Here is a 23,806-nt window from a genome sequence, read left to right on the forward strand (position 1 = left end):
CCGCCCCCCGAGCCCAGTTCGACGCCGCCTGAGCCGCCCGTACCGGTCCGGCCCGGCGTCGCGGTGGATCCGGGGCGCAGGCCGTTCAGGAAGCGGCTGGGGCGGCGGTTGGGCCGGCCGCCGGGCGAGCGGGACAGGGCCCAGGAGACCGAGAGCTGGTCGCGCGCGCGAGTGACGCCCACATAGAGGAGTCGTCTTTCCTCCTCGATCTGTTCGTCCGTTTTCGCATAGGAGATCGGCATCATGCCCTCGGCGACACCGACCAGGAAGACGACGTCCCACTCCAGCCCCTTCGCGGAGTGCAGCGAGGCGAGGGTGACGCCCTGGACGGTCGGGGCGTGCTGGGCGTTCGCCCGTTCGTCGAGTTCCGCCACCAGGTCGCCGAGCGTGGCGTCGGGCTTGGCCGCGGCGAAGTCGTGGGCCAGGCTCACCAGGGCCGCCAGGGATTCCCAGCGTTCCCTGACCGCGCCGGAGCCCGCCGGCGGTTCACTGGTCCACCCCTCGCCGGACAGCACGGCCCGTACCAGTGAGGGAAGGTCGACGGCGTCCTCAAGGAGGGTGTCGTTGCCGCCGAAGCGGGCGGCGGCTCTCAGCGCGGCCCCCGCCTTACGCACCTCGGGACGGTCGAAGAACCGTTCCGCGCCGCGCAGCTGGTAGGGCACGCCGGTGTCCGCGAGCGCCTGTTCGAAGGTCTCGGACTGGGAGTTCGTCCGGAACAGGATGGCGATCTCGCCGGCGGGGACGCCGGAGGCGATGAGGTCCCGGATCCGGCGGGCGGCGCCCTCGGCCTCGGCGGGCTCGTCCGTGTATTCGGTGTAGCGGGGCTCGGGGCCCGCTGGGCGTTGGGAGATCAGCTCGAGTCGGTGGTCGGCGGCGCGGCCGCGGGCCTGGGAGAGCAGGCCGTTGGCGAGGTGGACGACCTGCGGGGTGGAGCGGTAGTCACGGACGAGCTTGACGACGGTGGCCCCGGGGTGGCGGTGGCGAAAGTCGAGCAGATGGTCGGGAGTTGCACCAGTGAACGAATAGATCGTCTGGCTGGCGTCGCCCACGACGCACAGGTCGTCCCGCTCCCCCAGCCACAGCTCCAGGAGGCACTGCTGGAGGGGACTGACGTCCTGGTACTCGTCGACCACGAAGTGCTGGTACTGGGAGCGGACCTGTTCGGCGATGTCGTGGCGGTCCTGGAGGATGCCGACGGTGAGCAGGAGGACGTCTTCGAAGTCGATGACGGCCCGCTCGCGCTTCAGGTCCTCGTACGTCGCGTAGATCTGGGCGATCTCGGCCGGGTCGCGGGGGGCGTCGCGGCCGTGCTTGGCGGTCGCGGCGGCGTAGTCGGAGGGCACGGTCCGGGTGACCTTGGACCACTCGATCTCGGCGGTGGCGTCGCGGAGTTCGTTGCGATCGAGACGGATGCGGCAGGCGGCGGCCGCGTCCGCGACGATCTGGATCTTACGGTCGACGATGCGTGGCATGCCGCCGCCGACGGCCTTCGGCCAGAAGTACTGGAGCTGACGCAGCGCGGCCGAGTGGAACGTGCGGGCCTGGACTCCGGCGGCGCCGAGCTGGCGAAGGCGGCCACGCATCTCTCCGGCGGCGCGGGCGGTGAAGGTGACGGCCAGCACACTGGCGGGCTGGAGGATCCCGGCACGCACGCCGTAGGCGATCCGGTGGGTGATCGCCCGGGTCTTGCCCGTGCCGGCGCCCGCCAGCACGCACACCGGACCGTGCAGGGCGGTCGCCACCGCGCGCTGCTCGGGGTCGAGCCCTTCGAGCACCGCGTCGGCCGAGTCGGGGACCCGCGGGAAGAGGGTGGAGTGCGTTGCTGCTGTCACATGGCCATGCTGCCAGGTCGCCGGAGACGGCTGAGCAAGTTGTCCACAGGCAGGCACCCGCAGTCGTACTAATGCGGCAGGCGCCCCGCAGCAGGGTGCGGCACGCACTCTGCGTTCCGGTGCGAGCGGACGTACCGGCTGCGGTGGTGGACGCCACCCGCGTATGGGAATGGCGGGCCTGTCGCGTACGTTCCACTCACTGCGAGCACGACCCCTCAGAGTGTGAAGGAGCGCCAGGGACATGCCGGGCACTGTGACGATGTACAGCACCACGTGGTGCGGCTACTGCCGTCGGCTGAAGAGCCAGATGGAGCGCGAGGGCATCACGTACAACGAGATCAACATCGAGCACGACCCGGACTCCGCCGCCTTCGTGGAGAAGGCGAACGGTGGGAACCAGACGGTGCCCACCGTCCTCTTCCCGGACGGTTCGACGCTCACGAACCCCTCGCTGGCGCAGGTCAAGCAGAAGATAGGCGCGTAGCCGCGGACGAGTCCTAGCCGATGTGACTTCGCGTCGGCAGGGGCTTGCCGTACCAGAGTTCGATCAGTCGGGCCGCGATCGAGATGCCGTAGGGGGGCAGGACCTCTCCGGACTCGAACGCGGCCCGCAGCTCTTCCCGGGAGAACCAGCGGGCCTCGTGGATCTCGTCGCCGTCGACGTTCACGGTGGTCGAGGTTGCGCGGGCCATGAAGCCCAGCATGAGGCTGGAGGGGAAGGGCCAGGGCTGGCTGGCGATGTACTCGACCTGGCCGACGCTGATGCCGACCTCCTCGTGGACCTCGCGCCGCACGGACTGCTCGATGGACTCGCCGGGCTCGACGAAGCCCGCCAGGGTGGAGAAGCGGCCCTCGGGCCAGTGCATCTGGCGGCCGAGCAGGATGCGGTCCTCTTCGTCCGTGACGGCCATGATCACCGCAGGGTCGGTGCGCGGGTAGTGCTCGGCGCCACAGGCCTGGCAGCGGCGGATGTGGCCGGCCGCCGCGATGACCGTGCGCTCGCCGCAGCGGGAGCAGAAGCGGTGGGTGCGCTGCCAGTTCTCCAGGCCGACCGCGTGGACCATGAGGCCTGTGTCACGCGGCGACAGCAGCATGCCCGCCTCGCGCAGTCCTGCCGGGCGGGCGGACTGGTCCATGCGGCCGGGCAGCGCGTCCTTCTGGAGTGCGAAATAGCTCACACCGTCGGCGTCGGTGCCCAGGAAGTAGCGGTGCGCCTCGGTGAGCGGGGCCTCGAAGGAGGGGGTCGTGACGAGTTCGGTGGTGCCGTCCGAGGTCTCGTCGATGAGGACCTGACCGCCGGAGACCACGAAGCAGCGGGTCGTGGGGTGGCTCCACGCCGCAGCGAGCCAGGCCTCGTCGAGCCGATGGTGGGCTGCCCGGTCGATGCCGCTGGGGGCGGTGAGCGCGATGGGTCGGTCGGCGGTGTGGTCGGTCCAGGTGGTCACGGGTGCTTCCAACTCCCCCGGTGAAACGGATGATTGGGCGGGTGGTTCGGCGGGCGGGCCGGCTGGGGTGCGCGGGGCCTTCTTCAGTGTGCCTCGCGGGGGCTTCGGGCCAGTTCGCCCCAGAGGTACGCGCTGGTCTCGACGCCTTTGAGGAGCAGATCGAGTTCGACCTTCTCGTCGGGTGCGTGCCAGCCGTCGGAGGGGACGGAGATGCCCAGGAAGAGCACGGGTGCGTCGAGGACTTCCTGGAGGTCGGCGGCGGGACCGGAGCCGCCCTCTCGCGTGTAGCGGACCGGCTGCTGGAACGCGCGGCCCATGGCCCGTACGAGCGATCGCAGGGCCGGGTGGTCCAGAGGTGTCAGGCAGGGGCGGGTGGATCCGCTGAACGTGATCTCGTAGCGGATACCGGCGGGGATCCGCTCGGCGGCCCAGGCGGTGACAGCCTTCTGGATGTGGTCCGGGTCCTGCCCGGCGACCAGGCGGAAGGACAGCTTCACCATGGCCGAGGACGGGATGATCGTCTTGCTGCCCGCGCCCTGGTAGCCGCCGCCGATGCCGTTGACCTCGGCGGTCGGGCGGGCCCAGACGCGCTCCAGGGTGGTGTGTCCGGATTCGCCGTGTGCCGCCGTCGACCTGGCCGTGCGCAGCCACCGCTCCTCGTCGAAGGGCAGTTCGGCGAAGAGCTCGCGCTCGCGGTCGGTGAGTTCGGTGATGCCGTCGTAGAAGCCGGGTATCGCCACGCGCGCGTGGTCGTCATGCAGGGCTGCGACGAGGCGGGCGACCTCGGTGGCCGGGTTCGGTACGGCACCGCCGAAGGAGCCGGAGTGAATGTCCTGGTCGGGACCGCGCAGCTCGATCTCGCACTCGGCCAGGCCGCGCATGCCGGTGCACACGGTGGGGGTGTCCTCGGCCCACATGCCGGTGTCGGAGACGACGACCACGTCGGCGGCGAGCCGCTCGGTGTGTTCCTCGACGAGGGCCCGGAAGTTCGGGGAGCCGGACTCCTCCTCGCCCTCGATCAGCATCTTCAGGTGGACGGCGGGGGCACTCCGGCCGGTGGCTGCGAGGTGGGCGCGGACACCCAGTGTGTGGAAGAACACCTGCCCCTTGTCGTCGGCCGCCCCGCGCGCGTGGAGACGGTTTCCGCGGATCACCGGTTCGAACGGCTCGGTCTCCCAGCCGTCCGCAAGGGCCGCGGGCTGCACGTCGTGGTGCCCGTAGACAAGGACCGTGGGGGCGTCGGCGTCCGCGGAGGGCCATTCCGCGAAGACGGCGGGGGCGCCCGGCGTCTCCCAGACCTCGGCGGTGGGGAAGCCGGTCTCCTTGAGCTTGGCGGCCAGCCAGTCGGCGCTGCGCCGTACGTCCGTCGCATGCTCGGGCTGGGCCGACACCGACGGGATGCGCAACCACTCCACGAGGTCGTCGAGGAAGGCGGCACGGTGGTTCTCGATGTACGTGCGGACGACGCTGACGTCGCTGTCAACGGGCTGGCTCATGCTCACGAGCCTATCGGCCCGCACCGACATGCTCGTCCGGCGGTTCGTCCGTGACCGTCCGAGCCCCGCGCGCCGACGTCTCCCGCCCCTCTGTGTCCGAATCGGATCTCCCGTCGGCGCCGGGCTCCTCCAGGAGCAGCCGCTCCAGTGCGTCCCGGCCGGGGAGGCCCTCGGGCCGTACGACGTCCCCCGTGCGGACGTACAGGAACGCCGCCCCGACCGATTCCAGGGGCACGCCCTGCTGCTCGGCCCAGGCGAGCCGGTAGATGGCGAGCTGGAGCGGGTCGGCGGTGCGGGTGCGGCTGGTCTTCCAGTCGACGATCTCGTACGTCGTCGTCCCGTCGCCGTCTCTCTCCCGGTAGACGGCGTCGATACGGCCGCGTACGACACGTCCGGCGATGCCGAGCTGGAAGGGTTCCTCGACGCGGTGAGGCGTGCGGTGCGCGTACGGGGTGCGTTCGAAGGCTTCCTTGAGGGCCTCCAGGTCCAGCTCGTCGGCGATCTCGGCGTCGCTGCCGGGCAGCTCCTCAGGCTCCAGCATGGGCAGTCGCAGCTCTTCGAAGCGGGCCTCGACCCAGGCGTGGAAACGGGTGCCGCGACGCGCCGCGGGCTGCGGGGGGCGTGGCATGGGGCGGGCGAGCTCCTGCGCGAAGCCGTCCGGATCGGCGGACAGACGCATCAGCTGCGAGGCGGTCAGCGACGCGGGCAGGGGTACGTCGGTGACCTTCGCGCGGGCCCGCGTGAGTTCTCCGGTGAGGGCGTCCAGGTCGCGGTCCCATGAGGCGACGGTGCGCGCCTCCTCGGGGCTGAGGCCGGGCGCGGCGGGGTGTCTGCGGGCGTGCGGCACGGCAGGCGCGCGCTCGTCCTGCGCGGAGTGCTCCGCGCGCGCGTGGGCGGCCCGCGCGGGGCGGTCCGAGGACCAGGAGTCCCAGTCGCCGGTGTCCTCGTCGTGGGGACCCCCAAAGACGCCGGCGGGGAGGCCCTCGTCCTCGTGTGGGATGTCGTCCGGGAAGGCGTCGTCCTCGTAGAGGGCTTCTTCGTCGTCCGGTGGAGGTGGCCAGTCCGGGTGGTCGCAGGAGTGGGGATCCGTGTCGTGGGCGGCGCCCCGCTGTGTGTCCTCGTGCGATGCGGCCCTCTCCAGGTGTGCCAGGACGGTCGCGGCGGCGGCGCGGCGGCGCAGCAGCGCCGTGCCGTCGAGCGGGAGGGGCCAGGCGTGGTCGGTTGCTGTCTCGTGGAGGGCGGGGTTCTCGGCGTCGTCCTCGGGGCGGTCGGCCCAGGCCTCGATCTCGCCGTGTCCGGCGACGCAGTGGTCGTGGAGGGCCATGAGGAAGTCGGACGGCCCGCGCGGGCGCTTCTGGGACGGGCCCCACCAGTGGCCGGACCCGAGGAGCAGGGACCGGGGGCGGGTGAACGTGACGTAGCCGAGGCGGAGTTCCTCTGTGTGCTGGTGGTCCTTCATGGCTTCCTGGAAGGCCTTCAGGCCGCGCGCGTCCCAGGCCTCGACATCGGGAAGGGTGTCGGTGTCGCCGCGCAGCTCGTGCGGCAGGACCTTGCCCTGCGCCGTCCACTTCTCGCGGCCCTGAGTGCTGGGAAAGGTGCCGGTGACCAGGCCGGGGACGGCGACGACGTCCCACTCCAGGCCCTTGGACCTGTGGGCGGTGAGCACCTTGACGGTGTTCTCACCACCCGGCAGGGCGTTGTCGAGGCCCTTCTCGTACTGGGCGGCCGTGCGCAGGAAGCCGAGAAAGGCCAGCAGGCTGGCCTCGCCGGCGCTGTTGGCGGCGAACGAGGCGGCGGTGTCCAGGAAGTTCGACAGGGTTTCGCGGCGGCGGGCGGCGAGCGCGTGGGGTGACGCGGAGAGTTCCACCTCCAGTCCGGTCACGGCGAGCACCCGGTGGAGGACGTCCATGAGCGGGTCGGCGAGTGAGCGGCGCAGGTCGCGCAGTTCGGCGGCGAGCCGGGCGAACCGGACGCGCGCGTCCGGCGAGAACGGCAGCCCGTCGTCCTCCTTCTCGGCTTCGAGCGGCAGCTCCAGGAACGTGTCCAGGGCGTCCGCCAGCGAGATCACCTCGGACGGGTCGACGCCCTCGACGGCGGCGGCGAGCCGACGGTCCGGGTCGTCGTCGCCGTCCACGCGCGCGTGGGACACGAGCAGCCTGGCCCGGCGCCCGAGGAGGGCGAGGTCGCGCGGGCCGATCCGCCAGCGCGGGCCGGTGAGGAGGCGGACCAGGGAGGCGTTGGCGCCGGGATCCTGGAGGACCTCGCAGACGGCGACGAGGTCGGCGACCTCGGGGAGGTGGAGCAGTCCGGAGAGGCCGACGACCTCGACCGGGATGTCACGGGCGACGAGCGCGCCCTGGATCTCGGCGAAGTCGGTGGCCGTACGGCACAGGACCGCGATCTCGCCGGGTTCCTTGCCGGTGCGCACGAGGTGGGCGATCGAGTCGGCGATCCAGTCGCGTTCCTCGGCGTGGGTGTTCAGCAGGGCGCAGCGGACCACACCGTCGCGTTCGGCGCCGGGGGCGGGCCGCAGGGCCTCCACGCCCGCGTGCATGGCCCGCAGGGGTTCCGCGAGGCCGTTGGCCAGGTCGAGGAGGCGCCCGCCGCTGCGGCGGTTCTCACTGAGCGACTGGCGGGTCGCGCGGCGGCCGTCGGGGTGGGCGAAGTGCTCGGGGAAGTCGTCGAGGTTGGCGACGGAGGCACCGCGCCAGCCGTAGATGGCCTGGCAGGGGTCGCCGACCGCGGTCACGGGGTGGCCGGTGCCGCCACCGAACAGGCCTGCCAGCAGGACGCGTTGGGCCACCGAGGTGTCCTGGTACTCGTCGAGCAGGACGACCCGGAACTCGTCCCGCAGGATGCGTCCCACTTCGGGAAGCCTGGCGAGGCCGGCGGACAGGGCGATCTGGTCACCGAAGTCGAGAAGATCCCGCTCGCGCTTGGCTGCCCGGTAGCGACCCACCAGTTCGGTGAGTTCACGCCGGGCGGCTGCGGCCTCGGGGACCTTGCGGAGGTCCGCGTTGGTGAGCTTCACGCCCTCCAGTTCGCGCAGCAGTTCGGCGTCGTAGGCGCGCAGGTCCTCCGGTCGTACGAGGTGCTCGGCGAGTTCGGAGTCGAGGGTCAACAGGTCGCTGACCAGGTCCGGGAAGGAGCGGGTCAGTGCCGGGTACGGCCCGGGGGACTCCCGGAGCACGCGTGCGGCGAGCTGGTAGCGGGTGGCGTCGGCGAGGAGCCGGGAGGCGGGTTCCAGACCGATGCGCAGACCGTGGTCGGTCAGGAGGCGGCCCGCGAAGGCGTGGTACGTGGAGATGACCGGCTCGCCCGGCGGGTTGTCCGGGTCGATCACGTCCGGGTCGGTGATGCCCGCCTTCACCAGGGCCTTGCGCACGCGCTCGGCGAGTTCGCCCGCCGCCTTGTTGGTGAACGTCAGGCCGAGCACCTGTTCGGGGGCGACCTGTCCGGTGCCGACCAGCCACACCACGCGCGCGGCCATCACCGTGGTCTTGCCCGACCCGGCTCCGGCCACGATCACCTGCGGGGCGGGCGGCGCGATGATGCAGGCCGTCTGCTCCGGGGTGAACGGGATGCCGAGGAGCTCCTTGAGCTGCTCGGGATCGCTGATACGGGCGGACATTCCAGAGAGGCTAGCGCCGGGCACTGACAGCGGATGCCGGGTCACCCCGCGGGCGGTCTCACTCGACCACGTGACGGCCCTCGGGCCGGGCGCTGCACGATGCCCGGAAAGCGCAGTGTGCACAGTGTTGTCCCGCGGTCGGGGAGAAGCGTTCGTCCAGGACCTTGCCCGCGGCCGTGGCCAGGAGGTCCCCCACCCACTCCCCCTCCAGAGGTTCCTGGGCCTGCACCTTGGGGACGGTCTCGCCGCCGTTCTTCTTGGCGGCGCCCTGTCGCAGCTGGACGAGTTCGGCGCCGCCCGGTTCGGGGCGTACGCCGCCGAAGGACTCGTCGACGGCCCCCTCACGCACCGCGAGCTGGTACACGGCGAGCTGGGGGTGACGGGTCACCTCGGCGGAACTCACGGCCTGTTTGCCCGTCTTGAAGTCGACGACGTACGCGCGGCCCTCGGTGTCGGCCTCGACCCGGTCCATGGAGCCCCGGATGCGCACCTCGTAGTCGCCTGCTTCGAGGGTGACGTCGAAGTCGTGCTCGCTGGCCACCGGGGCACGCCCCGTGCGGTCCATGACGTGCCACTTCAGGAAGCGTTCGAGCGCCACGCGCGCGTGCTGCTTCTCCTGCTCCGACTTCCAGGGCGCGTCGAAGGCGAGCGCGTTCCACACGGAGTCGAGGCGCTCCATGAGGACGTCGAGGTCGGCAGGGGTCCGGCCGGAGGCAACCTCGTCGGCGAGGACGTGGACGACGTTGCCGAAGCCCTGGGCGGCGGTCGCGGGGGCGTCGGCCTTCACCTCGCGGCCCAGGAACCACTGCAGGGAGCAGGTGTTGGCGAGCTGGTCGAGGGCGCTGCCGGACAGCACGACGGGCTGGTCGCGGTCCCTGAGCGGCACCTTGCTCTCGGTGGGCTCGAACATGCCCCACCAGCGGTACGGGTGCGCCGACGGCACCAGCGGGCGGCCGTCCTCGTCGCTCAGCGCGGCCAGCCGGGCCAGGCGCAGGGCCGCGGCTTCGCGGAGGGGGTCCGACACACGCGGGTCCACCGTCGTGGCGCGCAGTTCGGCGACGAGGGAGGGCACGGACAGTGGGCGGCGGGGGCGGCCGGTGACGTCCTTGGGCTCGACGCCGAGTTCGGCGAGGAAGCGGGAGGGCTGGTCGCCGTCGTCGGCGGGTGCCTTCACCGCGGTGACCACGAGGCGTTCACGCGCGCGCGTGGCGGCCACGTAGAAGAGGCGTCGCTCCTCCGCCAGCAGCGCGCCCGGCGTGAGCGGCTCCGCGAGGCCGTCGCGGCCGATGCGGTCGGCCTCCAGGAGCGAGCCGCGACGGCGCAGGTCCGGCCACAGGCCCTCCTGGACACCGGCGACGACGACCAGGCGCCATTGGAGTCCCTTGGAGCGGTGCGCGGTCATCAGGCGGACGGCGTCGGGACGCAGGGCCCGTCCGGTGAGCGTGTCGGCGGCGATGTCCTCGGCTTCGATCTCGGCCAGGAAGTTGAGGGCGCCGAGGCCGCCGGTGCGCTCCTCCGCGCGCGCCGCCGTGGCGAACAGCGCGCACACGGCGTCGAGGTCACGGTCCGCGTTGCGCCCGGCCGCGCCACCGCGCCGGGCGGACCGCTCCAGGCGCCTGGGCCACGGTGTGCCGTCCCACAGGTCCCACAGCGCTTCCTCGGCAGTACCGCCGCCCGCAAGGCGCTCGCGGGCCTTCCGCAGCAGCGCGCCCAGGCGTTGCGCTCCCCGCGCGTACACCGGGTCGTGCGCCACCAGTCGCTCGGGCTCCGCCAGCGCGCGTGCCAGCAGCTCGTCCGAGGGCGGCGGTACGGGGTTGCCGCCGGCCCGCTCCTCCTCGCGCAGCGCGCGGCCAAGACGTCGCAGATCGGCGGTGTCCATGCCCGCGAGGGGGGAGGCGAGGAGGTTGAGCGCGGTCTCGGTGCCCAGCCACGAGGGCTGCGCCCCGGGGCCGTCGGACGAGTCGTCGGACTCCTGGGTCGAGGCTGCCGGGGCCGCCTCTCCCAGCTCCGCCCGTGCCACCGTCCGCAGCGCCGTCAGAAGAGGCTGTACGGCCGGTTCGTGGCGCAGGGGCAGGTCGTCGCCGTCGATCTCCAGAGGGACGCCCGCGGCGGTGAGGGCGCGCCGGATCGAGGGGATCGTGCGGGCGCCGGCGCGCACCAGGACGGCCATCTCGCTCCAGGGGACGCCGTCCTCGAGGTGGGCCCGCCGCAGGACGTCCGCGATGTTGTCCAGCTCGGTGCCCGACGTCGGGTACGTGTAGACCTCGACACGCCCCCCGTCCTGCACGGGCCTGAGCTCGCGGTGGGCCCGTACCTTCTCGGCGGGGAGGCGGGTGAGCGGCATGCGCTGCGTGAGCAGACGGGTTGCGGCGAGCAGGTCCGCTCCCGAGCGGCGGGAGTTCCTGAGGACCGCGACCGGCGCCTGGCGACCGTCCGCGCGCGGGAAGACCGCCGGGAACTCCAGGATGCCGTTCACGTCGGCACCCCGGAAGGTGTAGATCGACTGGTCCGGGTCGCCGAGCGCCACCAGGGTGCGGCCGCCGCCCGCGAGGGCCCTGAGGAGCCTTACCTGGGCCGGGTCGGTGTCCTGGTACTCGTCGACGTAGACCGCGTCGTACTGGGCGGCCAGCCGCTCGGCGACGCCGGGGCGGTCGGCGAGGAGCACGGCCCGGTGGACCAGTTCCGCGTAGTCGAGCACTCCTTGCAGGTCGAGGACGTCGAGGTACTCGGCGAGGAAGGCGGAGGCCGCGAGCCAGTCCGGGCGGCCGATGCGCGTGGCGAAGGTCCGCAGGTCCTCGGGGGCCAGGCCCAGTTCGCGGCTGCGGGCGAGGACCGCGCGGACCTCGTCGGCGAACCCGCGTGTGGTCAGGCAGGCGCGCAGCTCGTCCGGCCAGCGCACATGTGCGAGGCCCAGGCGCTCCAGGTCGGGCTGGCCCGCGAGCAGTTCACGGACCGCCACGTCCTGTTCGGGGCCGGACAGCAGCCGCAGTGGTTCGACGAACAGGTCGCTGTCCTGGTGGGCACGGATCAGGGCGTAGCAGAACGAGTGGAAGGTGGTGGCCTGCGGGCTGCGCGAGGCGCCCATGCGCAGCGCCATCCGGTCGCGCAGCTCCACGGCCGCCTTGCGGCTGAAGGTCAGGACGAGCACGCGCGCGGGGTCGGCCCCCCGGGCCACGCGGGCCGCCACGGACTCGACGAGGGTGGTCGTCTTGCCGGTGCCCGGACCTGCGAGGACGAGCAGGGGACCGGCCCTGTGGTCAACCACGCCGCGCTGCTCGGCGTCCAGACGAGGGGGGTCCCTTCGGGCCGGCGGGGTACGCACCAGTCGGTAAGCGCCACGGCTCCCCTGTCGCACCTGGGGGTGCGACAGGCGCCTGGTGGAGAAAGAGGAGCTCACGTGGTTCGCCGGTCCTGGTGGGTGTGCGTGATGTCACTGCCGACGCGGTGCGCCGTCGTGAAGGGGTGGTGGTCGGGAAACGGGTGCGAGGCCCGCCGCTCGTCGAGAGCGGTGGCCGCGGGGTGAGAGGGACACGTTCAGCCGACGCTACGCCGACCGGTGGCGCGGAAGCAGGGCTTCCCCTTGTTCCCACCCGGCTCGCGCGGCACGTGCGTCCCTCGCCCCTCGAACGTACGGCATGCCACCGACGTGCCCCGCTTCCCCCGTACGGACCAGGAGTCGCACCGGGATCCGTCGGACACCGGGTTCTGTCAGGTGTGACCCTCCGCACGTTCGCCGCCGTCCCAGCGCGCCCGTCTCATGTCGACGCGCGGAACATGGCCCTCGGTGGTGCGGCTCGCCTCCCGCAGGGGGGTGCCCTCCCTGCGATAGTGGTCCAGGGCTCTCAGTTCGTGGCCGGGCAGCAGGACGCCGTCGGCGCGGACGACCCGCCACCACGCGACCGCGCCTCCGTAGAGGGCCATCACGCGGCCCACCTGGCGTGGGCCGCCCTCCCCCAGCCATTCGGCGACGTCCCCGTATGTCATGACCCGTCCTGGCGGAATCAGGTCGGTGACCTCGAGGACCCTCTCCGCGTACTCCGGCAGGGCGTCCACCGGAAGGCTCTCCTCGCTCATCCGCCCCATCCTGCCCCAACCCACCGACAATGGGACGTGGTGGCCGACGCGTGCGTCCCTCGCCCCGGGGGCGGTCTTCGGGCAGACTGTGCGCCCCCGCATTGCACCCTGATGCCCCTGTGTGCCCACCGGGCATGCCACCATCGTGCGGGCGGTGACTGGTGATACGAGACCAAGAAGAGACGATGAAGCAGCAGAGCGTGCACCCCGATGACGCGGCGGGCACCTCTGGCGCCTCGTCGCGCCCGGACACCGCCGAGGAAGGCGACAAGGGCACCGAAAACGTCTCGGAAAAGACACCCGGCACCACCCCGCCCGCGGCCGAAACAGACTCCCCCATGAGGCACGAGAACGAGAAGCGGCAGGAGGAGCGCGACGAGGACGACCTCGAGGAGGCTCACGCCGAGGAGGTCGAGGGCGACGAACCGTTGCTCCCCGCGCGCGTGCACCGTCCTTCCGACCTCATGCGGCTGGCCGTCGGCATCCTCGGGATCATCGTCCTGCTGGCGATCGCCGCGTTCGCCCACGGCACCACCTCCGGGCTCGAACAGGACATCAACAAGGGCACGGGGCAGGCGCCCGATCTTCTGATCAAGCTCGCGGGCCTCGGGTCGAGCATCGCGATCCTGCTGGTGCCGGTCGCCTTCGCGATCGAACGGCTGATCAAGCGGGACGGACTGCGCATCGCCGACGGCGTGCTCGCGGCGGTCCTGGCACACGGAGTGACGCTGGCGACCGACCTGTGGGTCGCCAGGGCTGCCCCGGACTCGATCCAGGAAGCTCTCACCCAGCCCTCACCCGGCGACATCCACGCCCTCACCGACCCCGTGCACGGCTATCTCGCGCCGGTCATCGCGTACATGACCGCCGTCGGCATGTCACGCAGACCTCGCTGGCGCGCCGTGCTGTGGATCGTGCTGTTGCTGGACGCCTTCTCGATGCTGGTCACCGGCTACACGACACCGTTCTCGATCATCCTGACGGTACTGATCGGCTGGACCGTCGCCTACGGAACGCTGTACGCGGTCGGATCCCCGAACGTGCGCCCGACCGGCCGGACCTTGATGGCCGGCCTCAGGCGGGTCGGATTCAAGCCGGTGAGTGCGGCCCGCGAGGAGATGCCGGACACCGCGGAGGGCGGGGACCGGGGCCGCCGGTACTTCGTGACTCTGGAGGACGGCCCGCCTCTGGACGTCACCGTCGTCGACCGGGAGCAGCAGGCGCAGGGCTTCTTCTACCGCGTCTGGCGGCGGCTGACGCTGCGCGGCATCACCACGCGCCGCAGCCTCCAGTCACTGCGCCAGGCGCTGGAACAGGAGGCCCTCCTCGCGTACGCGGCCATCGCGGCCGGCGCCAACGCGCCCAAACTGATCGCGACCTCCGAACTCGGACCGGACGCCGTGATGCTCGTCTACGAGCACACCGGCGGCCGCACCCTGGACTCCCTGGCGGACGACGAGGTCACCGACGAGCTGATGTCGGACACCTGGCACCAGGTGAAGGCACTGCAGTCGCGGCGCATCGCCCACCGCAGGCTCGTGGGCGACGCCGTTCTGGTGGATCGTTCCGGCACGGTGATCCTGACCGATCTGCGGGTCGGCGAGATCGCGGCCGGCGACCTGGTGCTCCGCATGGACGTCTCCCAGCTACTGACGACATTGGGCCTGCGTGTGGGCGCCGAACGCGCGGTGGCCTCGGCGGTGAGCGTGCTCGGCCCCGACGCGGTGGCCGGCTGTCTGCCGATGCTGCAGCCCATCGCGCTCTCGCGCTCCACGCGCGCGACTCTGCGCAGACTGGCCCGCGAGCGCGCCGAACGCGAGCGCGAGGCGGTCCTGGAGGCGTCCCACCTGGCCAAGCAGGCCCGCGCGGAGGAGCACGTCAGGGCCGCCGAGCCCGGCAAGGCCGACAAGAAGGCCGTACGGGCCGAGCAGCGGGCCGAGAAGCGGGCGATCGACGAGGCCCTGGAGGAGGCCCGCGAGGAGGACCTGCTCACCCAGATCCGCCACCAGGTGCTGCTGATCAGGCCTCAGGCACCGGTCGAACCGGCCCGGCTGGAGCGGGTCAAGCCGCGCACTCTGATCAGTCTCATCGCCGGCGCGATCGGCGCGTACTTCCTGCTGACCCAGCTCACCCACATCGAGTTCGGGCTGCTCATCGAGAACGCCGAGTGGGGCTGGGTCGCCGCGGCGGTGTTCTTCTCCGCGCTCAGCTACGTCGCGGCGGCGATGAGCCTGCTGGGCTTCGTACCGGAGCGGGTGCCGTTCCTGCGGACGATCGGGGCGCAGGTCGCCGGCTCGTTCGTGAAGATCGTGGCGCCGGCGGCGGTCGGGGGTGTGGCACTCAACACACGCTTCCTGCAGCGTGCGGGGGTGCGGCCGGGGCTCGCGGTGGCGAGTGTCGGCGCGTCGCAGCTCTTCGGACTCGGCTGCCACATCCTGATGCTGCTCGCCTTCGGTTATCTGACCGGCACCGAGAAGACGCCGTCCCTGTCGCCGTCCCGCACCGTCATCGCGGGCCTGTTGACAGTCGCGGTGCTCGTCCTGGTGGTGACGTCGATCCCGTTCCTGCGCAAGTTCGTCGTCACGCGCGTGCGGTCGCTCTTCGCCGGTGTGGTGCCGCGCATGCTCGATGTGCTGCAGCGGCCTCAGAAGCTGGTCACCGGCATCGGCGGCATGCTGCTCCTCACCGGCTGCTTCGTGATGTGTCTGGACGCCTCGATCCGCGCCTTCGGCAACGAGGACGTCTCCATCAGCATCGCCAGCGTCGCCGTGGTCTTCCTCGCCGGCAACGCGCTGGGTTCCGCGGCGCCGACCCCGGGCGGTGTGGGCGCGGTCGAGGCCACCCTGACTGTGGGTCTGATCGCCGTCGGCCTCCCCAAGGAGGTCGCCGCGCCCGCGGTGCTGCTGTTCCGCCTGCTGACCCTGTGGCTGCCGGTGCTGCCGGGATGGCTGGCCTTCAACCACCTGTCACGGAAGGGCGCGCTCTAGGCAGGATCACGCGCGCGGGACCCCGTTCCGCACTCACGCGGCCCGCGCGCGCGGTGGCATCCTCGTGTCTCACCCGCACGGACCGTGCCCCGAGCGCGTCGACCCGGGCACCTCCAGGATGGGTGCATGCCCATCTCGCCCCGGCCGCGTGCCGTCGCCGTGACCGCGATCGCTTTCCTGCTGTCTCTGTCGGCGGCCGGCTGTGGCGACGACGCCAAGGGGGACGACGAGGACCTGACCTCCCAGAAGCCGAGCTGGGAGACCTGCGAGGCACCGTCCGAATCCGAGGGCGGCGGCGCCGCGCCCTCGCCGCTGCCGGACGGCGACGTCTGGCAGTGCGCGACCATGCGGGCGCCCCTCGACTGGGACGAGCCCAAGGGCGACACCATCCCCATCGCGCTGATCCGGGCCAAGGCCAGCGGCGCCGCCGACCAGCGCATCGGCTCGCTCGTCTTCAACTTCGGCGGCCCCGGCGGCTCGGGCGTCACGGCGCTCCCCTCCTCCGGTGCGGACTACGCGAAACTGCGCACCCGCTACGACCTGGTGAGCTTCGATCCGCGTGGCGTCGGCCGCAGCGCAGGCATCCAGTGCGAGGACGACGAGGAACTCGACGAGTACTTCCAACAGGACGGGACACCGGACGACGCGGCCGAGCGGACGGAGTTCCTCGACCACACGAAGGCGTTCAACTCCGCCTGCGAGAAGAACTCCGGCAAGACCCTCCCCCACGTCCGCACCACGGACGCGGCCCGCGACCTGGACCTCATGCGGCAGGTCCTCGGCGACGACAAGCTCCACTACTTCGGCATCTCCTACGGCACCGAACTCGGCGGCGTCTACGCCCATCTGTTCCCCAAGAACGTGGGACGGGCGGTGTTCGACGCGGTCGTCGACCCGACACAGACGGACGAGCAGGGCTCGCTCGGACAGGCCAAGGGGTTCCAACTGGCGCTCGACAACTACGCACGGGACTGCGTGTCGAAAGAGGAGGACTGCCCGGTCGGCGACACCGAGCAGGACGTCAAGAACCGGATCACCAAGCTGCTCGACGACCTCGACGCCAGGCCGATCACGGGAACGTTCCGCCGCGACCTGACCCAGTCCTCGGCCACGAACGGGATCGCCCAGGCCCTGTACTCCAAGGACCTCTGGCCGTATCTGACGGAGGGCCTCCAGTTGGCGTACGACGGGGACGGCAGCCTGCTGATGCTGCTGTCCGACTCGATGAACGGGCGCAGCGAGAACGGCGAGTACAGCAACGCCACCGCGGCGAACGTCTCCATCAACTGCGCGGACGACAAGCCGCGCTACACCACACAGGACGTGGAGGCGAAGCTGGCCGAGTTCCGGGCGGCCTCGCCCGTCTTCGGCGAATGGCTCGCCTGGCAGATGCTCACCTGCACCGACTGGGCCGTCGCCGGCGCGGCCGACCATCCCGACGTGCGCGCCCCGGGCTCGGCGCCGATCCTCGTCATCGGCAACACGGGCGACCCGGCCACACCGTACGCGGGCGCGCGGAAAATGGTGGAGGCGCTCGGGGCGGGCGTCGGGATCGAGCTGACGTACAAGGGCCAGGGGCACGGTGCGTACAACAGCGGGAACGTGTGTGTGCAGACGGCCGTGGACGGCTATCTGCTGAGTGGGAGGGTGCCGAAAGCCGGCACGGTCTGCTCATAAACATGCAGGTCAGAAAGTTATCCACAGGCGATCTCGGCATTCACCGCAATCCGCATACCATGGCATGACCGCCATTCGGGACATCCGGTGGACGGTCTCGCGAGAGGGGGGACGTACGCATGGCGCGATTTTCACGGGGGGCGGCTGTGGCCGCTGCCGTGCTACTGATCGCCGGCTGTAGCGGCGCCAGTGACGACGGGGCGGGTGACGAGGCGGACGACGGAAAGGCATCGGCCTCTTCACCGGCGCCCCAGAAGCTCGGCTGGGGGCGCTGCAAGGCGACTTCAAAGGGCCCGGCACCGGGCGACGACTGGCAGTGCGCGACGCTGAAGGTGCCGCTGGACTACGCGAACCCGGACGACGGGACGATCGGGCTCGCGCTGATCCGCAGCAGGGCGACCGGCGACGCCGACGAACGTATCGGCTCCCTCCTGTTCAACTTCGGCGGGCCCGGCGGCTCCGGCGTGTCCACGCTGCCGTCGTACGCGGGACTCACGAGCGAACTGCACGAGCGGTACGACCTGGTGAGCTGGGACCCGCGCGGGGTGGCCGGGAGCGAGGGCGTGCGCTGCCGAAGCGACAAGGAGATCCAGGCGGGCGAGTCGGTGGACGCCACACCGGACGACGTGACCGAGGAGACGGCCTTCTTCGAGGACGCGGCCGCCTTCGGCGCGGGCTGCGAGAAGGCCGCGGGCAAGCTGCTGTCGCATGTGTCGACCACCGAGACCGCCCGCGACATGGACCTCATGCGCCAGGCCCTCGGCGACGAGAAGACGCACTACTTCGGCATCTCCTACGGCACCGAGCTCGGCGGGGTCTACGCCCACCTGTTCCCCAAGAACGTGGGACACCTGGTCCTGGACGCGGTGGTCGACCCGACCGCCGACACGGTGGGCCACGCGAAGAACCAGGCCCTGGGCTTCCAGCGCGCTCTCGACAACTACCTGAAGTCCACGGGCCAGGACCCCGAGGAGGGCACCCGGAAGATCGAGGACCTGCTGGAGCGGATCGACGCCGAGCCGCTGGCGACGACGTCCGGCCGCGAGCTCACCCAGACACTGGCGACCACCGGTATCGTCCTGCCGCTCTACAGCGAGCAGAGCTGGCCCACGCTGACCAGTGCGCTCGACGCGGCCGAGGACGGCGACGGCACCGAGCTGCTCGCACTGGCCGACGGATACAACGAGCGTGATCCCTCGGGCCGCTACGGCACCACGACCCACTCCCAACGGGTCATATCGTGCCTGGATCAGAAGCAGCGGCCGAGTCCGGAGGAGACGAAGAAGCTGCTGCCCGAGTTCCGGGAGATCTCGCCCGTCTTCGGCGAGTTCCTGGGCTGGGACACCGCGGGCTGGTGCCACGACTGGCCGGTGCCGGGCCTGACGGACTCGCCGGAGGTGAGCGCACCGGGATCGGCGCCCGCCCTCGTGGTGGGCAACACCGGCGACCCGGCGACGCCCTACGAGGGGGCGCAGAAGATGGCCGGGGAACTGGGCGAAGGTGTCGGTGTGATGCTCACCTGGAAGGGCGAGGGCCATGGCGCGTTCGGCAGCGGCAGCAGCTGTGTCGACTCGACTGTGAACGCGTATCTGCTGGACGGGACGGTGCCGAAGAACGGCAAGGTCTGCACGTAGACCGCCACGACCGCCGACTCGCGCCGACGGGAGCGGCAGCGGTGAGGGGCCCGGCACCCGTGGCGCCGAGCCCCTCCCTGGAAGGCGTGTGCCTAGTAGACCGGCTTGTTCGGCTCGATCTGGTGGACCCAGCCGATCACGCCGCCGCCGACGTGCACCGCGTCGGCGAAGCCCGCCGACTTCAGGACCGCGAGGACTTCCGCACTGCGGACGCCCGTCTTGCAGTGCAGGACGATCTTCTTGTCCTGCGGGAGGGCCTCCAGGGCGGTGCCCATGAGGAACTCGTTCTTCGGGATCAGCTTGGCGCCCGGGATGGAGACGATCTCGTACTCGTTGATCTCGCGGACATCGATGATCTCGATGTTCTCGCCGTCGTCGATCCACTCCTTGAGCTGCTTGGGAGTGATCGTCGAGCCGGCGGCCGCCTCCTGGGCCTCCTCGGAGACGACGCCGCAGAAGGCCTCGTAGTCGATGAGCTCGGTGACGGTGGGGTTCTCGCCGCAGACCGCGCAGTTCGGGTCCTTGCGGACCTTGACCTGGCGGTACTGCATCTCCAGGGCGTCGTAGATCATCAGGCGGCCGACGAGCGGCTCACCGATGCCCGCGAGGAGCTTGATGGCCTCGTTGACCTGGATGGAACCGATGGACGCGCACAGCACCCCGAGGACGCCACCCTCGGCGCAGGAGGGGACCATGCCCGGCGGCGGGGGCTCCGGGTAGAGGCAGCGGTAGCAGGGGCCGTGCTCGGCCCAGAAGACCGAGGCCTGGCCGTCGAAGCGGTAGATCGAGCCCCAGACGTACGGCTTGTTCAGCAGCACGGCCGCGTCGTTGACCAGGTAGCGGGTCGCGAAGTTGTCCGTGCCGTCGACGATCAGGTCGTACTGGCTGAAGATCTCCTTCACGTTCTCGGCCTCGAGCCGCTCTTCGTGGAGGATCACGTTCACGTACGGGTTGATGCCAAGAACGGAGTCGCGCGCGGACGCGGCCTTGGAACGGCCGATGTCGGCCTGGCTGTGAATGATCTGGCGCTGCAGGTTCGACTCGTCGACCTCGTCGAACTCCACGATGCCGAGCGTCCCGACGCCCGCCGCGGCCAGGTACATCAGCGCCGGCGAGCCCAGGCCGCCGGCGCCCACGCAGAGCACCTTGGCGTTCTTCAGCCGCTTCTGCCCGTCCATCCCCACGTCGGGGATGATCAGGTGGCGGGAGTACCTGCGAACCTCGTCTACGGTGAGCTCGGAAGCGGGCTCGACCAGGGGTGGCAGCGACACGGGGACTCCGTTGGTCGGTCAATCACTACAGTTGTTCTCCCCGTAACACTGCCACGCCCTCTTTCATTCCGAGACACCCGTTCCAATCAGCGAGACGATGTCGTCCCAGTAGCCGGGCATCGTCTCCCAGGGGTCGGTCCGGCCGCCGCGGTCCGTGCGGTCGGTGAAGTAGATCGTGGCGGCGCCCTGCCAGCGGGCGATGCGCAGCGCCTCGTCGAGATGGCCGCGCGGGACACCGTGGACGAAGTGGCAGAAGCGCTCGGGCGGATGGTCGGCGGTCCACTCGGCCACCTGCGACCAGCGGTAGTCGTTCCAGGGCCCGGAGAAGGTCACCAGTTGGTCGGCGGTCTCGGCATACCCGGGATGCGGATGGGTGCCGTGACCGAGGACGATGTGACCGCCGCCGAGGAGCGCGCGGAGCGCGGTGACCGTGCGGGCGGTCTCGGGCAGGGCGCTGCGCTCGGTGGGACAGCGGTCCAGGAGGAAGCCGTCGATCCGGTACCAGTCGAGATAGCGGCGCGCGTCGGAGGCGATTTCGGCGTAGGCGCGCGCCCCGTAGGTCACGTCCAGGTGGCCGAGGACGCGGACGCCCGCGTTCCGCAGCCGTCCGGCGGCTTCCAGGCAGTGAGGGTCGGGGCGGCTGCCGGGACCGTCGGAGACGTTCAGGACGACCCAGTGCAGGGGGGTTCCGGGGCGGGTGAGTTCGCCCCATTCGAGTGGGGCGACGAGGGGGTGCGCATAGCCGGGGATGCCGAAGCCGAGGCTCAGGCCGGTGCTCGCGATGCCGGACGGGGCGGGGGTCAGATACGGCACGCCGCCTCCATCCAGATGTCGGCGAGGGACTCCTCGAGGTTGATCCGGGGCCGCCAGCCGAGCCGGTCGCGGGCGGTGCGGACGTCGGCCTGCTGCCAGCTGCCGCAGCCGTCCGGGTAGGGGTAGGAGACGGGGGCCGCGTGGTCCGGTTCGGGGCGGGGGTGGCCGATGGTGGGCCTGAGGGGGCCGGTTGGGGCGTCGAGTTCGTGGAGGGCGCCGCCGTAGCCGGCCACGCGGGCGAGGACGGCCGCGGCGTCGCGGAGACGCACGGCGCGACCCGAGCCGATGTTGATCACACCCTGGGCCGCGGAGAGCGAGGCGGCGTGGACGGCGCGGGCGACATCGCGGACGTCGACGAAGTCGCGCTGGACGCCGAGCCCGCCGAGTTTGAGTTCGCCGTCGCCGGACTGCATGGCGCGGCGCATGGCTTCGGCGAGTCGGCCGAGCGGGGAGCCGGCTGGTGTGCCGGGTCCGGCAGGCGAGAAGACGCGGAGGACCACGGCGTCCAGGCCGGAGCCGAGGACGAGCTCGGTGGCGGCGAGCTTGCTCACGCCGTACGGGCCGCCGGGGCGGGGCACGGCGTCCTCGGCGGTGGAGGAGCCTGGCTGGCTGGGTCCGTATTCGGCGCCGCAGCCGAGCTGTACCAGGCGGGCCCCACAGCCGCTGCGGCGCAGGGCCTCGCAGACGGTGGCGACGGCGACGGTGTTGTGCCGGGTGAGTTCGCGGGCGCCGCCGCGGGTTGCGCCGGCGCAGTTGACGACGACTCCGGGGTGGACGGCGTCCAGGAAGCGGGTGAGCGCGCCTGGGCTGCCGGTGGCGAGGTCGAACCGTACGTCGGCGTCGTCGCCACGGCCGAGCGCGGTGAGTTGTACGGCCGGGTCGGCGAGCAGACGTTCGGCGACGAAGCGACCGAGGTATCCGTTGGCTCCGATCAGCAGGACCCTCATCGGGCGGCTCCCGGGGCGGGTTCTCCGGTTCGGGAGGTGATCATCTGGCGTTCTCCTTATGGGGTGGTGCCGTGGGTGATGAGTGGGCCCCGCGGTGTCGGCCCCGCGGGAGGGGACGCCCGGGACGGAAGTCCCGCGCATCGGTCGGGCTCGGACTTGCACGGCGGTGTACCACCGTCGTGCAAGTCCGAGGTGGGTCAGGTCGCCCCGGAGGGCAGGGCGTGGGCCGAGGCCCGGGTCAGCGTGCGGGTGGCGTGGACGAGCAGGGCGAGCGCGGTGGTGCCGCACACGAGGGCGGGCACGGCCCCGGGCCCCCAGGTGTCGGCGACGGTCTCGACAGGGACGGCCAGGAGGGAGCAGCCGGGCAGGCGGCTTGCGAAGACCGTGCCCACCGTGAGCGCCTCGGTCAGAGCGGCTGCGCGGAGGGCGACGGCCGGGGCCCGGGCGAACCCGTGCGCGGTGAGGAGACGGGCGAGCAGAAGGAGAACGCCGAGGGCACCCGCGCCGACGTATCCGGCTGGCTCGTGCAGGATCGCGCCGCACAGCGCGAGCAGGGCGGCCAGGGCACAGAGGTGGAGCGCGAACACTCCGAGAATCAGGGGCTTCACGGAGTCGGCGAACTCCGCGAGGCCTCGGCTGGCGGCGAGTTTGCGGCGGGCGCTCAGTGAGAGGAGGTGGGCGCACCAGACAGCGGGGGCGCAGGACAGGGCGAGCGCGAGCACGGGGGCCTCGGCCAGGGGCCAGAGCCCGTGGGGGCCGCCGTCGAGGGCGGCGGCGAGCAGGCCGTCGCCGAGAAGGGCGTATGCGATCAGCCAGCAGGTCCAGGCGCGGGTACGGCCCACCGTGTCGGCCGGGGCGCGCAGCGGGCCACGGGTGAGGGCCACACGGAGGCCGAGCGCCACCGCGAGGGCGCCGAGGGCTAGGACCGCGAGACGGGGTTGACCGTCGGTGAGGCGTACTCCTACGACGGCCACCGCGCAGAGGGCGCCCGGCAGGAGGGCCAGCACGGCCCATCCGCCGCGTGCGCCGGGCGCACCCGGCACCGGCTGGCGCTCCGTGGATTCCTCCCCGTCACGCGACACACGCGCGTACATCTCCTCGGCGAGCGAGAAGACGTCCCGGTGGCGGAAGCGGGCAGCCGTACGGTCGGTCACCCCGTGCGCCTCCAGCCCGGCGGCGATCTCCAAGGAGTCCACCGCCCGCTCGCAGAGGGCCCGGTGCCGGTGCATCAGAGCCTTCACGGGGTCGACTTCACCGCGTCGGGGGACGGCCTTGGGTGCGGCTGCGGCGGGGCCGTGGGCGCCCGGGCGGAGGGTCGGGTCGGGCAGGGCTACGAGGTCATGTGCTGCCAGGAGGTCGGACGAAGTCATGGCATCCGACAGGGGCTTCGGACCGGGCGAACCCTTGGCGCCGGGCTCACCCGACAGCCCTCCCGGGCCCGGCTCGCCCGAACGCTCGCCGGACCGCTCCCCCGAACGCGACACGCTCGCCTCAGCCGACCCACCGGGTCCGTCCGACCTGCCGGGTCCGTCCGACCGACCTGGCCCGTCCGCCCCATCCAGTCCGGCCATGCGGTCGGGTCGGTCAACTCGGTCCAGTCCTGCCGCACGGTCCAGCCCGTCCACGCGGTCCATGACGTCCGAGCGCTCCAACCCGTCGAACCCGTCCAGCCCGTCCAGTCTCAGCTCGCTCATCGCGCCCCCTCCCCCGCAGGAACCGGCTCCCCGGCCGCCGTGCCCGGAGACCTCTCCGTGGCCCGGACCGGATCCGACGCCGAAGCCACAGCCGAAGCCGCAGTTGCGCCAGGTGCCGCCTCCGGAGCCAGGGCGGCCGCGCGACCCTGTGCCGGGTCAGGCGAAGAGTCCGGCGCCGAGCCAGGAGCAGAACCCGGAGCCGGCGTCGTGACCGGCACCGATGCCGTGGCTCGCGCTGGCGTCGTCGCCCGCACAGGCGTCGTCGCCCGCGCGGTGCCGCCGAGAGCCCAGTGCGGCCGCCCGGC

At 71.8% G+C, this 23,806-nt stretch carries 14 protein-coding genes; 4 read left to right on the top strand and 10 right to left on the bottom strand.

The genetic code is table 11. The features are described 5' to 3' along the window. Positions 1–1,889: ATP-dependent helicase (locus AWZ10_RS08155; protein WP_208618465.1), on the bottom strand; the 1,889-nt coding region annotated here is incomplete at its 3' end. A 184-nt stretch (positions 1,890–2,073) separates the two neighbouring features. On the opposite strand from AWZ10_RS08155, the gene AWZ10_RS08160 reads away from it, so the two are divergent. Further along, the gene (locus AWZ10_RS08160) at positions 2,074–2,316 is read left to right on the top strand and encodes a mycoredoxin (RefSeq protein ID WP_046704456.1); all 243 of its coding nucleotides are present in this window, start codon (positions 2,074–2,076) and stop codon (positions 2,314–2,316) included. Between the two features lie 13 nt (positions 2,317–2,329). Here AWZ10_RS08160 and nudC read toward each other — a convergent pair whose 3' ends face one another. From nudC to AWZ10_RS08185, 5 genes are all read right to left on the bottom strand, one after another. Further along, complete coding sequence (gene nudC, locus AWZ10_RS08165) at positions 2,330–3,277, bottom strand: NAD(+) diphosphatase (protein WP_060890764.1); 948 nt, start codon at positions 3,275–3,277, stop codon at positions 2,330–2,332. An 83-nt stretch (positions 3,278–3,360) separates the two neighbouring features. Further along, the gene (locus tag AWZ10_RS08170) at positions 3,361–4,773 is read right to left on the bottom strand and encodes a dipeptidase (RefSeq protein WP_046704457.1); all 1,413 of its coding nucleotides are present in this window, start codon (positions 4,771–4,773) and stop codon (positions 3,361–3,363) included. Between the two features lie 10 nt (positions 4,774–4,783). Beyond that, positions 4,784–8,404: an ATP-dependent helicase gene (locus AWZ10_RS08175; protein WP_060890765.1), complete on the bottom strand. Its 3,621-nt coding sequence runs from the start codon at positions 8,402–8,404 to the stop codon at positions 4,784–4,786. 58 nt (positions 8,405–8,462) lie between these two features. Beyond that, a complete protein-coding gene (locus AWZ10_RS08180; RefSeq protein ID WP_107417401.1) occupies positions 8,463–11,801 on the bottom strand; it encodes an ATP-dependent helicase in 3,339 nt (1,112 codons plus the stop codon). A gap of 311 nt (positions 11,802–12,112) precedes the next feature. Continuing rightward, positions 12,113–12,478: an MGMT family protein gene (locus AWZ10_RS08185; RefSeq protein ID WP_046704460.1), complete on the bottom strand. Its 366-nt coding sequence runs from the start codon at positions 12,476–12,478 to the stop codon at positions 12,113–12,115. A gap of 185 nt (positions 12,479–12,663) precedes the next feature. Here AWZ10_RS08185 and AWZ10_RS08190 point away from each other — a divergent pair, with 185 nt between their 5' ends. The 3 genes from AWZ10_RS08190 to AWZ10_RS08200 all read left to right on the top strand — a co-directional run bounded on the left by AWZ10_RS08190 (position 12,664) and on the right by AWZ10_RS08200 (position 18,776). Further along, on the top strand, positions 12,664–15,465 hold the full coding sequence (locus AWZ10_RS08190) for a lysylphosphatidylglycerol synthase transmembrane domain-containing protein (RefSeq protein ID WP_060890766.1): 2,802 nt from the start codon (positions 12,664–12,666) through the stop codon (positions 15,463–15,465). Positions 15,466–15,591: 126 nt separating this feature from the next. Then, positions 15,592–17,142 carry an alpha/beta hydrolase gene (locus AWZ10_RS08195; RefSeq protein ID WP_046704462.1) on the top strand — a complete coding sequence of 517 codons (1,551 nt, stop codon included), beginning with the start codon at positions 15,592–15,594 and terminating at the stop codon, positions 17,140–17,142. Between the two features lie 119 nt (positions 17,143–17,261). Then, positions 17,262–18,776, top strand: coding sequence for an alpha/beta hydrolase (locus AWZ10_RS08200; RefSeq protein ID WP_060890767.1), 1,515 nt, complete (start codon positions 17,262–17,264; stop codon positions 18,774–18,776). A gap of 92 nt (positions 18,777–18,868) precedes the next feature. Here the strand turns inward: AWZ10_RS08200 and moeZ are convergent, their stop codons facing one another. The 4 genes from moeZ to AWZ10_RS08220 all read right to left on the bottom strand — a co-directional run bounded on the left by moeZ (position 18,869) and on the right by AWZ10_RS08220 (position 23,501). Then, entirely contained in the window at positions 18,869–20,047 is a 1,179-nt protein-coding gene (moeZ, locus tag AWZ10_RS08205; protein WP_046704464.1) for an adenylyltransferase/sulfurtransferase MoeZ, read from the bottom strand. A gap of 63 nt (positions 20,048–20,110) precedes the next feature. Then, positions 20,111–20,860: a spherulation-specific family 4 protein gene (locus AWZ10_RS08210; protein WP_046704465.1), complete on the bottom strand. Its 750-nt coding sequence runs from the start codon at positions 20,858–20,860 to the stop codon at positions 20,111–20,113. Further along, positions 20,848–21,807: an NAD-dependent epimerase/dehydratase family protein gene (locus tag AWZ10_RS08215; RefSeq protein ID WP_060890768.1), complete on the bottom strand. Its 960-nt coding sequence runs from the start codon at positions 21,805–21,807 to the stop codon at positions 20,848–20,850. The genes AWZ10_RS08210 and AWZ10_RS08215 overlap by 13 nt, the downstream gene beginning before the upstream one ends. Before the next feature lie 197 nt (positions 21,808–22,004). Continuing rightward, positions 22,005–23,501 carry a collagen-like domain-containing protein gene (locus tag AWZ10_RS08220; RefSeq protein ID WP_244172433.1) on the bottom strand — a complete coding sequence of 499 codons (1,497 nt, stop codon included), beginning with the start codon at positions 23,499–23,501 and terminating at the stop codon, positions 22,005–22,007. Between the last annotated feature and the right edge of the window lie 305 nt (positions 23,502–23,806).

It is taken from the genome of Streptomyces europaeiscabiei, from assembly GCF_001550375.1.
GTDB classification, from domain to species: Bacteria; Actinomycetota; Actinomycetes; order Streptomycetales; family Streptomycetaceae; genus Streptomyces; species Streptomyces europaeiscabiei.

Excerpts from the sequence above, each read along its gene's own strand:
- AWZ10_RS08160 (WP_046704456.1), top strand. The coding sequence starts at position 2,074 with ATGCCGGGCACTGTGACGATGTACAGCACCACGTGGTGCGGCTACTGC.
- AWZ10_RS08170 (WP_046704457.1), bottom strand. The coding sequence starts at position 4,773 with ATGAGCCAGCCCGTTGACAGCGACGTCAGCGTCGTCCGCACGTACATC.
- AWZ10_RS08175 (WP_060890765.1), bottom strand. The coding sequence starts at position 8,404 with ATGTCCGCCCGTATCAGCGATCCCGAGCAGCTCAAGGAGCTCCTCGGC.
- AWZ10_RS08185 (WP_046704460.1), bottom strand. The coding sequence starts at position 12,478 with ATGAGCGAGGAGAGCCTTCCGGTGGACGCCCTGCCGGAGTACGCGGAG.
- AWZ10_RS08190 (WP_060890766.1), top strand. The coding sequence starts at position 12,664 with ATGAAGCAGCAGAGCGTGCACCCCGATGACGCGGCGGGCACCTCTGGC.
- AWZ10_RS08195 (WP_046704462.1), top strand. The coding sequence starts at position 15,592 with ATGCCCATCTCGCCCCGGCCGCGTGCCGTCGCCGTGACCGCGATCGCT.
- AWZ10_RS08200 (WP_060890767.1), top strand. The coding sequence starts at position 17,262 with ATGGCGCGATTTTCACGGGGGGCGGCTGTGGCCGCTGCCGTGCTACTG.
- AWZ10_RS08215 (WP_060890768.1), bottom strand. The coding sequence starts at position 21,807 with ATGAGGGTCCTGCTGATCGGAGCCAACGGATACCTCGGTCGCTTCGTC.
- AWZ10_RS08220 (WP_244172433.1), bottom strand. The coding sequence starts at position 23,501 with ATGAGCGAGCTGAGACTGGACGGGCTGGACGGGTTCGACGGGTTGGAG.